At 68.8% G+C, this 13,221-nt stretch carries 14 protein-coding genes and 1 pseudogene; 12 read left to right on the forward strand and 3 right to left on the reverse strand.

The window, feature by feature from the left end:
• Positions 1–121: 121 nt before the first annotated feature.
• From ACP7C5_RS00490 to ACP7C5_RS00540, 11 genes and pseudogenes are all read left to right on the forward strand, one after another.
• Positions 122–529: a phage major tail protein, TP901-1 family gene (locus tag ACP7C5_RS00490; RefSeq protein ID WP_426262814.1), complete on the forward strand. Its 408-nt coding sequence runs from the start codon at positions 122–124 to the stop codon at positions 527–529.
• Positions 526–840: a gene transfer agent family protein gene (locus ACP7C5_RS00495; RefSeq protein WP_322160856.1), complete on the forward strand. Its 315-nt coding sequence runs from the start codon at positions 526–528 to the stop codon at positions 838–840. The genes ACP7C5_RS00490 and ACP7C5_RS00495 overlap by 4 nt, the downstream gene beginning before the upstream one ends.
• Complete coding sequence (locus ACP7C5_RS00500; RefSeq protein ID WP_426262815.1) at positions 840–1,043, forward strand: phage tail assembly chaperone; 204 nt, start codon at positions 840–842, stop codon at positions 1,041–1,043. Before ACP7C5_RS00495 ends, ACP7C5_RS00500 begins: the two co-directional genes overlap by 1 nt.
• Positions 1,033–1,590 (forward strand): tail tape measure protein, encoded by a 558-nt coding sequence (locus ACP7C5_RS00505; RefSeq protein WP_426262816.1) that lies wholly within the window; start codon positions 1,033–1,035, stop codon positions 1,588–1,590. Before ACP7C5_RS00500 ends, ACP7C5_RS00505 begins: the two co-directional genes overlap by 11 nt.
• Positions 1,591–1,699: 109 nt before the next feature.
• A pseudogene (locus ACP7C5_RS00510) lies at positions 1,700–3,994 on the forward strand (DUF2460 domain-containing protein).
• Between the two features lie 104 nt (positions 3,995–4,098).
• Positions 4,099–4,911, forward strand: a complete 813-nt coding sequence (locus ACP7C5_RS00515) for a DUF2163 domain-containing protein (RefSeq protein WP_426262817.1) — start codon at positions 4,099–4,101, stop codon at positions 4,909–4,911.
• Positions 4,908–5,309 (forward strand): peptidoglycan endopeptidase, encoded by a 402-nt coding sequence (locus ACP7C5_RS00520; protein WP_426262818.1) that lies wholly within the window; start codon positions 4,908–4,910, stop codon positions 5,307–5,309. Before ACP7C5_RS00515 ends, ACP7C5_RS00520 begins: the two co-directional genes overlap by 4 nt.
• A 1-nt stretch (position 5,310) precedes the next feature.
• Positions 5,311–7,488 carry a phage tail baseplate protein gene (locus tag ACP7C5_RS00525; protein WP_426262819.1) on the forward strand — a complete coding sequence of 726 codons (2,178 nt, stop codon included), beginning with the start codon at positions 5,311–5,313 and terminating at the stop codon, positions 7,486–7,488.
• Between the two features lie 12 nt (positions 7,489–7,500).
• Positions 7,501–8,007 carry a DUF2793 domain-containing protein gene (locus ACP7C5_RS00530; RefSeq protein WP_426262820.1) on the forward strand — a complete coding sequence of 169 codons (507 nt, stop codon included), beginning with the start codon at positions 7,501–7,503 and terminating at the stop codon, positions 8,005–8,007.
• Positions 8,008–8,145: 138 nt separating this feature from the next.
• Positions 8,146–9,276 carry an OmpA family protein gene (locus ACP7C5_RS00535; RefSeq protein WP_426262821.1) on the forward strand — a complete coding sequence of 377 codons (1,131 nt, stop codon included), beginning with the start codon at positions 8,146–8,148 and terminating at the stop codon, positions 9,274–9,276.
• A gap of 207 nt (positions 9,277–9,483) precedes the next feature.
• Positions 9,484–10,797, forward strand: a complete 1,314-nt coding sequence (locus tag ACP7C5_RS00540; protein WP_426262822.1) for a UDP-glucose dehydrogenase family protein — start codon at positions 9,484–9,486, stop codon at positions 10,795–10,797.
• 14 nt (positions 10,798–10,811) lie between these two features.
• On the opposite strand, the gene ACP7C5_RS00545 is transcribed toward ACP7C5_RS00540, so the two are convergent.
• On the reverse strand, positions 10,812–11,513 hold the full coding sequence (locus ACP7C5_RS00545; RefSeq protein WP_426262823.1) for a YgfZ/GcvT domain-containing protein: 702 nt from the start codon (positions 11,511–11,513) through the stop codon (positions 10,812–10,814).
• 90 nt (positions 11,514–11,603) lie between these two features.
• On the opposite strand from ACP7C5_RS00545, the gene pyrC reads away from it, so the two are divergent.
• Positions 11,604–12,641, forward strand: coding sequence for a dihydroorotase (gene pyrC, locus ACP7C5_RS00550; RefSeq protein ID WP_426262824.1), 1,038 nt, complete (start codon positions 11,604–11,606; stop codon positions 12,639–12,641).
• Positions 12,642–12,648: 7 nt separating this feature from the next.
• Here the strand turns inward: pyrC and ACP7C5_RS00555 are convergent, their stop codons facing one another.
• Both ACP7C5_RS00555 and ACP7C5_RS00560 read right to left on the reverse strand, forming a co-directional pair.
• Positions 12,649–12,801, reverse strand: coding sequence for a hypothetical protein (locus ACP7C5_RS00555; RefSeq protein WP_165954556.1), 153 nt, complete (start codon positions 12,799–12,801; stop codon positions 12,649–12,651).
• Positions 12,798–13,202, reverse strand: a complete 405-nt coding sequence (locus ACP7C5_RS00560; protein ID WP_426262825.1) for a DoxX family protein — start codon at positions 13,200–13,202, stop codon at positions 12,798–12,800. The genes ACP7C5_RS00555 and ACP7C5_RS00560 overlap by 4 nt, the downstream gene beginning before the upstream one ends.
• Positions 13,203–13,221 lie beyond the last annotated feature (19 nt).

Consider the following 13,221-nt stretch of genomic DNA (forward strand, 5'->3'; position numbering starts at 1 on the left):
GGATGGGGCGAGTGCGCTGCAGCGGTGCGCGACATCTCCGCGCCTCTGCGCCTCTGCGCGAACCTGATCGCCCGACGCCGCGAACGCGCCGTCTTTATGAGAAAACCGAAGGAGCAGTGGCATGAGTGCAGAACGCGGGAGCGCCTTCTTGTTGAAGGTCGGCAATGGCGGCAGTCCGATCGTCTATGCGACGGTGGCGGGGCTGCGCACTACGCAGTTAAGCGTCAATGGCGAGATGGTGGCGATCACCTCGAAGGATTCGGGCGGGTGGCGCGAATTGCTGTCGGGGGCGGGGGTGCGCAGCGTCAGCGTGTCGGGGGCTGGGATCTTTACGGGCTCGGCCGCCGAGTTGCGGATCAAGGGCAATGCCCTCGCCGGGGTGATCGACGACTATCGGCTGAGCTTCGAGAGCGGCGAGACGCTGTCGGGCAAGTTCCTCGTCACGCGGCTCGATTATGCCGGGGATTACAATGGCGAGCGATCGTACACGCTGAGCCTCGAGAGTTCGGGCGCGGTGGTGGCGGCATGAGCGCGCCCGCGAACCCGGTGCGCGGCGAGGCGGAGGTGCGGATCGCGGGCGAGACGATCGTGCTGCGGCCGAGCTTTGCGGCACTGGTCGCTGCCGAGGGCGAGATCGGGCCGCTGTTCGCGCTGGTCGAGCGCGCGGCGGCGGGGGCCTTGTCGCTTGGCGAGCTGGTCGCTCTGTTCTGGCATTGCCGGGGGGAGACGCCCGCCGCGATCACCCGCGCGCAGTTCGGCGAGGCGCTGGTCGAGCAGGGGCTCGCCGCGGCGACGCCGGTGCTGCGCGTGCTGCTCGGCCAGATCCTGGCGGGGCGGTGATGGCGTGCTTCGCCGATGCCGCGGCGCGGCTCGCGGGGCTGGCGGGCGCGGTGCTGGGGTGGAGCCCCGACCGATTCTGGCGTGCGACACCCGCCGAGCTGGCGGTCGTCGTCGCGGTGTTGCGTGGCGAGGCTGCGGCGGTCGATCCGCCCGATGCCGCGACGCGCGAGCGATTGCAGGAGGCGTTTCCCGATGGACGATGAAATCGAACGGCTGGTCGTCGGCGTGCGCGCCGATACGGCGGGCTTTGCGCGCGATGTCGATGCAATGCGCGCGAGCCTCGACGGGCCGCTGGCGAGCGGAGTCGATCGCGCCGGGCGCGCGATCGAGACCACGCTGGCCAAGGCGCTGACGGGCGGGAGCCTCGGCTTCGAGGATCTGCGCAAGGTGGCGCTGTCGGTGCTGGGCGACATCGCCGCGGCGGCGGTGCGGAGCGGGTTGAGCGCCTTGCTCGGCGGGGGTGGCGGTGGGGGCGACAGTCTGCTGGGCGTGCTCGGCGGGCTGATCGGCGGATCGCCCGGGCGTGCGACGGGCGGGCCGGTGTCGCCGGCGCGGCCGTATATCGTCGGCGAGCGTGGGCCCGAACTGTTCGTGCCGACGACGAGCGGGAGCATCGTCGCAAGCGGCGGCGCGGGTGGGCCGCGCGATGTGCGCGTGTCGATCACCGTGCGGGGCGGGAGCGATGCGCCGCAAGCGCTCGCCGCGTCGAGCCGGCAGGTGGCGCGCGCGGTGAAGGCGGCGCTTTCGTAAGATCGACTCCCCTCCCCTTCAGGGGAGGGGCTGGGGGTGGGGACGTGCTGGGTGGTCGGGGCCTTTACGGCCCCACCCCAACCCCTCCCCTGAAGGAGAGGGGCCTTTTATGCCATTCTGGCTTGCACAGGACCGCACGATCCAGAGCGAGAGCGTGGTGACGCGCTTCGATCCGCGCTTCTGGACGGTCAATTTTCCGCGGCCGATGATGGCCGCCGTCACCACCATCGGTCACGACGCGCTCCGGGTGGATGCGGTGTTCTACACTGCGGGGGATCTGGCGGGGCTGATCTGGGAGGCCGAGGATAGCCACGATCACCCGCTGCTGCGCTATGCGACGGCGCGCGATTTCCGCGGCTGTCGGCTGTCGTTCCGCTGGCGTGCGAACGGGGTGGTGGCGCTCGATCAAGTCAACGGTCCGGTGCTGACGATCGAAGGGCGCGATGCGAGCGGCGCGGCGCGCGCCTGGTATGTGCGGCTGTGGAATTATGCCGACGGCACGCCCGAGGATGCGACGATCACGCTCGATTTCGCGGCGCTCGACGGCGGCTATCGGCTGTCCGACGACGCCGACCCGGTGTGGGCGGGCGATGTCGACCGGATGTTCGTCTCGTTGGTGCCGCCGGGGTTCGTCGAAGGCGGCAGCACCGCGTTGCCCGCGCCGGTGGAGGCGTGGGTCGAGCTGAGCGCGCTTCGCTGCGAGGGAGTGGGTGCGGTGCTTGCGATCGGCGATGTCGTGGTGCCCGAACACGGGCTGCAGATCGCGAGCGGGTATGACGACAGCTACAATCTCACGCCCGAGCGGCTGCTGCGGAACGCGCTGCTGCTCGGCTATCGCGGAAGGATCGTCCACTATCTCGGGATGAGCCACTTCCTGCGGGTCGAGGCGAGTTCGGGCGGCTTTTACGTGAGCTTGGCGGGGGGCGTGCTCAATGTCGCGGCGGCGGCGTGGCAGCGCGATTTCGAGGTGCGCGCGAAGGCGCTCGGGTATGAGGTGATCTGGTCGATCAGCTATGAACTGTTCGACGCGCATTGCTGGAGCGACTGGAAGCAGCGCGCCTGGGATGGCACGCCGGCGCTGACCGGATGGGATCCGCCGTCGTGCCTGCTGTCGCCGGCGAGAAGGGGGGCGATGGCGTATTTGCGCGCGGTTGCGGTGGCGGTGATCGAGATCGCGCTCGCGGCGGGGCTCGCGCCCAAATTCCAGGTTGGCGAGCCGTGGTGGTGGGTGCTCGGCGATGGGCGGCCGTGTCTGTACGATGCGAGCGCGCGGGCGGCGCTGGGGGATCCGGTCGAGATTGCGGACGTTCACGCCGTCACGAGCGTCGCACAGCGCGACCTGCTCGATGCTGCGGGCAGGCTGCTCGCGGCCTCGACCGCGGCGCTGGTCGCGGCGGTGAGGGCGGTGGCGCCGGCGGTCGAGACGCATCTGCTGGTCTATTTGCCGAGCGTACTGGCGCGCGATGCGCCCGAGCTGAAGCGCGCCAACGTGCCGCTCGGCTGGGCGTGGCCGGCGTTCGATGTGCTGCAGCTCGAGGATTATGATTTCGTGACCGCGGGGGATGTCGCGGGCACGGCGCGCGCGGTCGCGATCGCGTAGGCGCGGCTTGGCTATGCGGTTGCGCAGACGCATTATTTTGCGGGCTTCGTGCTGCGCAGCGACCAGCAGGCGCAGTGGCGCGCGATTGCGGCGGCGGCCGAGGCGGCGCGCGCGCGCGGTGTGGCGGCGACGTTCGTCTGGGCGCTGCCGCAAGTGTTGCGCGACGGGTTCGTCCATTTCGAGACCGAGGAGGATGCGGTGGTGCCGTTCGACGATGTGCTGTTCCCGCTTGCGCTGGGGCGCGAGGCCGAGGTGACGCCGCAATTTTCGACTGCGATCGTCACGAGCGCGGGCGGGCAGGAAATGCGCAATGCGAGCTGGGCCGAGGCGCGGACGCGCTACGATGTTGCGCCGGGGGTGCGATCGGAGGCGGATATCGCGACGTTGCTGGCCTTCTTCCGCGCGCGGATGGGGCCGGCGCGCGGGTTTCGCTTGCGCGATCCGTTCGATTTTTCCTCGAGCGGGGCGAGCTTTGGGGCGGGCGATCAGCTGCTGGGGGAAGGCGACGGCGTCACGGTCAGCTTCGCGCTCGTCAAACACTATGGCGACGCGGTGCGGCGGATCACGCGGCCGGTCGCGGGGAGCGTGCGGGTCGCGGTCGGCGGGGTCGAGACGACGCGGTTCACGCTCGCGGCGGGGGCGTATGTCGTGCTCGATGCGGCGCCGCGCGTTGGGGTGGCGGTGCGTGCGGGGTTTTTGTTCGACGTGGCGGTGCGCTTTGCCGAGGATACGCTGAGCGTCACTCGGACGACGTTCCTGGCGGGCGCGACGACGAGCGTGCCGCTGATCGAGGTGCGGGAGTAGCGTGCAGTGCGCGTATGGGGCCTTCCCGGGCTGGACTGCCCTCACCCGACCTCGCTGCGCTCGGCCACCCTCTCCCAAAGGGAGAGGGATTCTGGAGAAATCTTATGTCCTTGCTCACCGGCCCACTCACCACGCTTGCCTTGTGCTGGCGGATCGAGCGGCGCGATGGCGTGGCGATCGGGCTGACCGATCATGACCGCGATCTCGCGATCGACGGGCTCGTCCATGCCGCCGCGCCGGGGATGACGCCCTCGGCGATCAAGCGCAGCGACGGGCTCGATGCCGATACGATGGATATTACCGGCGCGCTGACCAGTGCGGCGATCGGCGCGCGTGATTTGCTCGCCGGGCGGTGGGATGGCGCGCGCGTCCAGCTGTTCGCGGTCGACTGGAGCGGGGCGGACGCGCGTCGCGTGCCGCTCGGCGAGGGGACGATCGGCGCGGTCGAGAGCGACGCGCACGGCTTCACCGCCGAATTGCGCGGTGCGACCGCTGCGCTCGACCGGCCCGTGGTCGAGGCGACCTCGCCCGAATGTCGTGCCGAACTCGGCGACGCGCGCTGTCGCGTCGCGATGGCGGGACGGCGGCGGTATGCGCGGGTGGCGGCGTGGCACGAACGGGTGGTGACGCTCGACGCCGTCGAGCCGGTCGCCAACGCATATGGCGGCGGGCTGCTGCGCTGGATCGGCGGGGAGAATTCGGGGCTCGAGGGGGCGATTGCGGTGTCCGACGGAAGCAGCGTCACGCTGCGGAGCGACCCCGCGCTGCCGGTCGCGGTGGGGGATTTGGTCGAGCTGATCGAGGGGTGCGACAAGAGCTTGGCGACCTGTGCCGGGCGCTTCGCCAATGCCGTCAACTTCCGCGGCGAGCCGTTCCTGCCGGGGATCGACTTGCTGACGCGTTACCCCGGGGCATGACGCGCGCGGCGGCTGTCGTGGCGGCGGTGGAGGCGCTGATCGGGGTCGGGTTTCGGTTACAGGGGCGTGTTCCCGCGCATGGGCTCGACTGCGTTGGCGTGGCGGCGCTCGCGGCGCGGGCGGGTGGGTTCGACGGGGACATTCCGGGAGATTACGCGCTGCGGGGCGGCGACGCCGCGACGCTGATCGCGCGCTTCGACGCGAGCGGGCTGGCGCGCGTGAGCGATCCGGCGCCGGGGGATATCGCGCTGTTCGCGGCGGGGCCGGCGCAATTCCATCTGGCGGTGCTGGTGGCTGGCGGACTGATCCATGCCGATGCGGTGCTGCGGCGAGTCGTCGCGCGGCCGGGGGCGGCGCCGTGGCCGATGCTCGGCTGCTGGCGCGTGACAGGAGGCTGAAATGGCGACGTTGGTGCTTTCGGTGGTGGGCCGCGCGCTCGGCGGGCCGATCGGGGCGGTGCTCGGTGCGGCGCTCGGCGGCGTGGTCGATCGCGACGTGCTGATGCGGCCGAAGGGCGTGGAGGGGCCGCGGCTGGCGTCGCTGCACCTGCAGACGTCGAATTACGGTACGCCGCTGCAGAAGGTGTTCGGCACGATGCGCGTCGGCGGGTGCGTGATCTGGTCGACCGATCTGATCGAGAGCCGCTCGAAGAGCAGCACCGGCAAGGGCCAGCCGAGCGTGACGAGTTACAGCTATGCGGCGTCGTTCGCGGTGGCGCTATCGGGGCGGCCGATCGTCGGGGTCGGGCGGATCTGGGCGGATGGCAATCTGCTGCGCGGCAGCGGCGGCGACTTCAAGGTTTCGACGGGCTTTCGGCTGTATCTGGGGGGCGAGGACCAGCCGGTCGATCCGCTGATCGCCGCGGCCGAGGGGGCGGTGTTCGCGCCGGCGCATCGCGGGATCGCCTATGCGGTGTTCGAGACGCTCCAGCTTGCCGATTATGGCAATCGCATTCCGTCGCTGACCTTCGAAGTGATCGGCGATGCTGCGCCGGTGTCGGTCGGCGCGATCGCCGAGGCGCTTTCGGAGGGGAGCGTGGCCGCGGCAGACGCGGTCCAGCCGCTCGACGGCTTTGCGGCGTACGGCGACAGTGTCGGCAGCGTGCTCGACACGCTGGCCCAGGCCGGGGGTGCGTGGTTCGCGCCGATCGGCGGGGCCGTGGCGATGCGCGCCGGGTTTGCGCCCGAGCGCGAGATCGCCAATGGCGAGACGCGCGGTGCGGGCGATTCGAGCGGCAAGCCCCACCGCGCGGTCGCTGCGCTCGAAAGCGTGCCGCGGCAAGTGACGCTGTCACACTACGATCCGGCGCGCGAGTACCAGATAGGTTTGCAGAGGGTGCGGCGGCCCGGTGCGGGCCGGCGCGAGGATCGAATCGAGCTGCCCGCCGCGATCGATGCCGGAACCGCCAAGACGCTTGCGCACGGCATCCTCGCGCGCGGCGAGGCGGGGCGCGAGCGGCGCAGCGTGACGCTCGGCTGGGACGCGCTCGACGTGGTGCCCGGCGCGTGCGTGACGATCGCCGGAGTGGCGGGGGTGTGGCGCGTCACGGGCTGGTCGCTCGAAAAGATGGTGCTGTCGCTCGACTGCGTGCGGCTCGCGGGCGGGACGCTGCCGGTGGCGGCGAGCCCGGGGCGCGTGCTGGCGGCGCCCGATGTGATGACGGGCGCCACGGTGATCGAGGTGTTCGAGAGCTTGCCGTTCGACGACGCGCTGCTGTCGGCACCGCGCGTGACGATCGTCGCCAGCGGAACGCAGCCGAGCTGGCGGCGTGCGGCGTTGCTCTACAGCCTCGACGGCGGGGCGCGCTGGACGCCGCTGGGATCGACCGCAGCGCCAGGAACCATGGGGCGGCTGGCGAGCCTACCGGGGCGCGGGTCGAGTGCGATCGCCGATCAGGCGCAGGCGTTCGAGGTCGATCTCGCTTACTCGACGATGACGCTCGAAAGCGCCGATCCGCGCGCGCTCGACGCGGGCGCCAATCTCGCGCTGGTGGGCGATGAACTGCTGCAATTTTCGACCGCGACCCAGATTGGCGCGCGGCGCTGGCGGCTGGCGGGGTTGTGGCGCGGGCGGCGGGGGACCGAGGCGGCGATGGGGGGGCAGGCGATCGGCGATCGCTTTGTGCTGATCGAGGCCGAATCGGCTCTTTCGCTCGACCTGCCGCTCGCCGCTTTGGGAGCCGACCTTCGCCTTCTCGCGTCGGGGACCGGCGACGTCGACGGACCGGTTGCGACGCGCGTTATGGTGCGCGGAACTTCGGTCGTGCCGCCATCCCCCGTTCATTTGCGCTGGCGCGAAAGCGGGGCGGGCGATGCCTGCGTAACTTGGGTGCGGCGCAGCAGAAACGGGTGGCGCTGGAGCGATGGGATCGATGTTCCGCAAGGCGAAGAGCGCGAGGCGTATCGCGTCACGCTGCTGCGCGGCGATGGCGCTACGACGCTGATCGAGACGCACGAACCGCGTGTCGTCGTGGCGGCCGCGGACCGAGGGGGCGGGGTTGTGTTGCGCGTCGTCCAGATCGGCACGCACGGCGAATCCGACGGCGCAACGATCACGATTCCCGACGGCAACGGATGACAGGAGATTTGCATGAGCGATGAGACAAGCACGCGCCTGGGCCTGCCTTTGTTACAGCCCGGGCAGGCGCAGAAGGAGCTTTCGCACAACGAGGCCCTGACGTTGCTCGACATGGCTGTGCAGGCGAGCGTCGAGGCGGTCGGGCTCGACACGCCGCCAGAGGCGCCGTTGCCGGGCGCATGCTGGATCGTTGGCGCAGCCCCGCGCGGCGCTTGGCGCGGGCAGGCACAGGCGCTGGCCGGTTGGACTGCGGGGGGCTGGCGGTTCGTTGCGCCGCAACCCGGGATGCTGGTGTGGAGCAAGGCCGATCGGACCGATGCGCGTTTCGATGGCAGCCGTTGGACGGTCGGAACGCTTGCTGCGTCGCACCTTATCCTCGGCGGATTTGCGATGCTCGGGCCCCCGCGGCCGGCCATTGCTGCACCTGCGAACGGCAGCACGATCGACGCCGAGGCGCGCGCCACGATCACAACGATTCTGGCGGCACTTCAAACGCTTGGTCTCATCGCTGCCGCGTAGCATCGAAAATCGCTGACGGTTCCCACTAAATCTGTGTTAAATCAGCAACAGTCCGGACATTTGTGCGCTTGCGTGGAAACCTTCCATTCGGTAGAGGGTTTGCGCTGTCCGAGTGACAACCAGATGAAGGGGATTTTTATGCGGAAGCTAGCCGTTACCATAGCGCTTGCCTCCACTGCTCTCGTTACCACACCAGCGCTGGCCCGGGATAAGTCCTGGTATGTCGGCGTCGACGGTGGTGCAGTGCTCGTGGAAGATATCAAATTCGATATCAACAACGTGAAGAGCGCCGGTACCGTCGATCATCGCTACGGCTACGACGTCGATGGCGTGATCGGTTACGACCTTGGCATGTTCCGCCTCGAAGCCGAAGTCGGCTACAAGAGCGCATCGGTCGATGACTATCGTTCGTCGGTCACGACCCCGGGTCTCATCCCGTCGGGCGCAGTCGGCAACTACCCGGCTGGCACGTACCAGTTCGCTCGTGGTCGCACGACCGCACTGAGCTTCATGGTCAACGGCCTTGTCGACTTCGGCGACGATGACGGCATCCAGGGCTTCGTCGGCGGCGGTGTTGGTGTTGCACGCGTCAAGGAGCGCTTCGGCATCAACAGCCTGCAGAACCTGCTCAACGACAGCGACACGGTTTTCGCGTATCAGGGCCTCGCCGGCGTTCGCGCGCCGATCACGAAGCACGTCGACGCGTCGATCAAGTATCGCTTCTTCACCGCCGACAACGTCAAGCTGGTCGACGTCGCGGGTCGTGGCTACAACGGTCGCTATCGTACGCACAGCCTGCTCGCAGGCCTGACGTACAACTTCGGCGAGCCTGCTGCTCCGCCGCCGCCGCCGCCGCCCCCGCCGCCGCCTGCCCCGCCGCCGCCTGAGCCGGCTCCGGTTGTCGCGACGCCTTGCTCGCCTGGACCGTTCATCGTGTTCTTCGAGTGGGACAAGTCGGACGTCACGCCTGAGGCAGCCTCGATCCTGGACGGCGCAATCGCGCAGTACCAGAACTGCGGTAACGCAAAGGTCATGCTTGCTGGCTTCACCGACCGTTCGGGTACGCCGAAGTACAACGTCGGTCTGTCGCAGCGCCGCAACGACGCGGTTCGTGCGTACATGACCGCCCATTCGATCCCGGATGGCTCGATCGGCACCGAAGCCTTCGGTGAAGATCCCGCCCATCTGCGCGTCCAGACCGCCGATGGCGTTCGCGAAGTGCAGAACCGTCGCGTGGAAGTGTCCTACGGTCCGGGTTCGGGCAACTAAGCCCAGACCTGACTTTGGTCAGAAATCGGGGAGATCGGCGCAAGCCGGTCTCCCCTTTTTTGTGCGCCGGTGGCACGATACATGTGAGGCCGGCGAGCGATCGCGCCGGGCTGGCAATACCGCCATGATCGGCTAGAGCGGCAGTTGTGGAGCGCGCCTCGGTGCGCCTCCGGACTGTGGTGCGCTTGCGAGATTTGAGGACTTTTCATGCGGATTACGATGATCGGCTCGGGGTATGTCGGCCTGGTATCAGGGGCATGCTTTTCGGATTTCGGCCATGACGTGATCTGCGTCGACAAGGACGAGACCAAGATTGCGGCACTCGAGGCGGGCAAGATGCCGATCTTCGAGCCCGGTCTCGATACGCTCGTCGCGAGCAATGTCGCGGCGGGGCGGCTCCGCTTCACGACCGATCTCAAGGCTGCGGTCGCCGGGGCCGATGCGATCTTCATCGCGGTGGGCACGCCGTCGCGGCGTGGCGACGGCCATGCTGACCTGAGCTATGTGTTTGCCGCAACGCGCGAGATCGCCGAGGCAATCGACGGCCCCGTCGTGGTCGTCACCAAGTCGACCGTTCCCGTCGGCACCGGCGACAAGGTTGAGGAGATTCTCACCGAACTCGCCGGCGATTTTCCGATCGCGGTCGTCTCCAATCCCGAGTTCCTGCGCGAGGGCGCCGCGATCGGCGACTTCAAGCGCCCCGACCGGATCGTGATCGGCACCGAGGATCCGCGCGCGCAGCAAGTGATGCGCGATGTCTATCGCCCGCTGTATCTCAACGAGAGCCCGATCTTGTTCACTGGGCGGCGGACCTCCGAGCTGATCAAATATGCCGCCAACGCCTTCCTGGCGACCAAGATCACCTTCATCAACGAGATCGCCGATTTGTGCGAAGCGGTCGGCGCGAACGTCAAGGACGTGTCGCGCGGGATCGGGCTTGATAACCGGATCGGTTCGAAGTTCCTACACGCCGGGCCGGGCTATGGCGGTTCGTGCTTCCCCAAGGACACGCTCGCTTTGCTCAAGACCGCCGAGGATTACGAGACGCCGGTGCGGATCGTCGAGGCGGTCGTCCAGGTCAACGATACGCGCAAGCGCGCGATGGGGCGCAAGGTGATCGCGGCGCTGGGCGGCGGCGACGGGACGAGCGTGCGCGGCAAGACCGTTGCGGTGCTGGGGCTGACCTTCAAGCCCAACACCGACGACATGCGCGATGCGCCGAGCCTGGCGATCGTCCAGAGTTTGCTCGACGCTGGCATCACGGTGCGCGCGCATGACCCCGAGGGGATGGAGATCGCCAAGACGATGATGCCCGACATCACCTATTGCGCCGACGCCTATGCCGCCGCGCAGGGCGCTGACGCGGTGGTGATCGTGACCGAGTGGAACATCTATCGCGCGCTCGATCTCAAGCGGCTGGCGGCGACGATGGCGGCGCCGGTGATGGTCGATCTGCGCAACGTCTATCCGCCGAGCGATGCCGAGCGCGCCGGGTTCGCATACAGCTCGATTGGGCGGTAACGGGGCGGTTGGCGTTACGCGTCGGCGTGCGCTAACGCCGTCGCCAGCCAATCGGGCACCACGGCATCGCCGAGCGCTTCGACGCGGCGCAGTTCGACCATCAGGCCGAGGTCGGGATAGGTCGCCCGGGTGCGCTCGCCCGGCTCGCCGAGCGGTGCCACCACCAGCCGGCGGTTGACCTTGCTGCGATGGTGCATACGCGCGGTGTTCTCCTGGCCGACATAGCAGCCCTTGGTGAAACTGACGCCGTTCAGTTCGCGCGCGTTGGCCTCGAGCCACAGCGTCTTGTCGCTGCCGAGCTCGGCCTCGCCTTCGGCAACGCCTAGCGACAGGCGATGCGCAAGCCACCCGGTTGCTGCCTCGCCCGGCTCACCCAGCCAGCGATAGCCGAGTGCGGCCAGCCGGGGATCGGGCACGCCCTGGCCGGGCTCGCGCGACCAATGCACCGCGCCATCGGTCTGCTCGATCGTGATCGCGCGGCGCAGGCGATAGATCGACAGCCGCCGCCGCAATGCCTCGGCAACGCTCGCCTCGCAGTCGAGCAGCACGTCGTCGCCGTCGGTCCAGACGATGAAGTCGAACAGCGCCTTGCCCTGCGGCGTCAGCAAGCCGGCCCAGGCCGGGAAGGGCCCGGCCATGTCGGCGGTGACGAGCCCCTGCAGGAAGCCGCGGACATCCTCCCCCGACAGGCGGAGGAGCGATCGATCGGCGAGCATGGTGGCATTCATGGCATGGAGGTAGGGGCGGCGAGGGGTAGCGGCAATACGCGGCTGGCGATTCGCCGCGCCGCGCGCTAGGCGGTCGGCATGACCGAGCGCCTCACGATCCGCCGCCCCGACGACTGGCATGTCCACCTCCGCGATGGCGAGATGCTCGCCGCGGTTGCGCAGTACACCGCGCGCCAGTTCGCGCGCGCGATCGTCATGCCGAACCTGACCCCGCCGGTGACCACGATCGCGGCGGCAGAGGCATATCGCGAGCGGATCCTCGCCGCCTTGCCTGCAGGGACCAATTTCACCCCGTTGATGACTTGCTACCTCACCGATGCGGCGGATGCCGAGGAGATCGCGTGCGGCTATGCCGAGGGCGTGTGGGCGGCGTGCAAGCTGTACCCGGCGCATGCGACGACGAACTCGGCGCACGGCGTCACCGATATCCGCGCGCTGTCGAGCGTGCTCGAGACACTGCAGCGGATCGGCATGCCGCTGCTGATCCACGGCGAAGTGACCGACCGCGAGATCGACATCTTCGATCGCGAGGCGATCTTCGTCGAGCGGACGCTGGCGCCGCTGGTGCGCGACTATCCCGCGCTGAAGATCGTGCTCGAACATATCACGACCGCCGAGGCCGCCGCGTTCGTGACCGACGCGGGGCCGAACGTCGCCGCGACGATCACGCCGCAGCATCTCCATCTCAATCGCAACGCGATGTTCGATGGCGGGCTCCAGCCGCACGCCTATTGCCTGCCGGTGATCAAGCGCGAACGCCATCGCCTCGCGGTACGCGCGGCGGCGGTGTCGGGGTCGCCGAGCTTCTTCCTCGGTACCGACAGCGCCCCGCATGGCCGCGCGCGCAAGGAAGCGTCCTGCGGATGCGCGGGCATCTTCAACGCGCCGTACGCGCTCGAAAGCTATCTCGCAGTGTTCGATGAGGAAAATGCGCTCGACCGGTTCGAGGGTTTCGCCTCGGAACACGGCGCGCGTTTCTACGGTTTGCCGCTCAACGAGGGCACTATCACGCTCGAGCGGCGCGAGGAGGCGGTTCCTGAACTGATCGGCGCGGGTGACACTGCGGTCGTGCCGTTCCACGCCGGCCAGACGCTCGGCTGGCGCTTCATCGGCTAACCGAGCGTCACTTCGGTTCGGTGAAGCGCTTCACCTTGACGGGCAGGTCCTTGCCCTTGGTGCGCCGCGACGGGATCTGCACCGGGTTCTTCTTCTTCCAGGCGGCCCAGGTCATCGGACCCTCGGGCGTGTCGATGATGGTGTCGTCGATATCGCTCATGCTGCGCTCCGTCGCGGGAAGGGCCAGTCGATCACGCGGCCGGCGAACAGCGCCCACCACACGATCACCGGCTGAAACGCAAGCCGCGGGATATGGTACCATAGCCCGAGCCCGCCGCGGCCGGTTTCGATGAAATCGAGCGCGTGTTTCACGTTCGCGGGATAGACGCACACCGCATAGGCGGCGAGGCCAACGCCCGCCCACCAGCGCAGCCGCGGCACGAACAGGCCGATCGCCCCGGCAATCTCACACACGCCGGTCAGCAGGATCACCTGGGCGGGGAAGGGCACCCAGTCCGGGGTGATCCCGAGAAACGGTCTGGGCACGAACACGTGGAGGATGCCCGCCGCTAGATAGGCGGCGGCGAGCAGGGCGCGGAGGATCTGGCGGGTGGTGGTCACCGGGGGACGTTACGCGCTT

The organism is Sphingomonas sp. PWP1-2, assembly GCF_049898305.1.
In the GTDB taxonomy this organism is placed as follows: domain Bacteria; phylum Pseudomonadota; class Alphaproteobacteria; order Sphingomonadales; family Sphingomonadaceae; genus Sphingomonas; species Sphingomonas glacialis.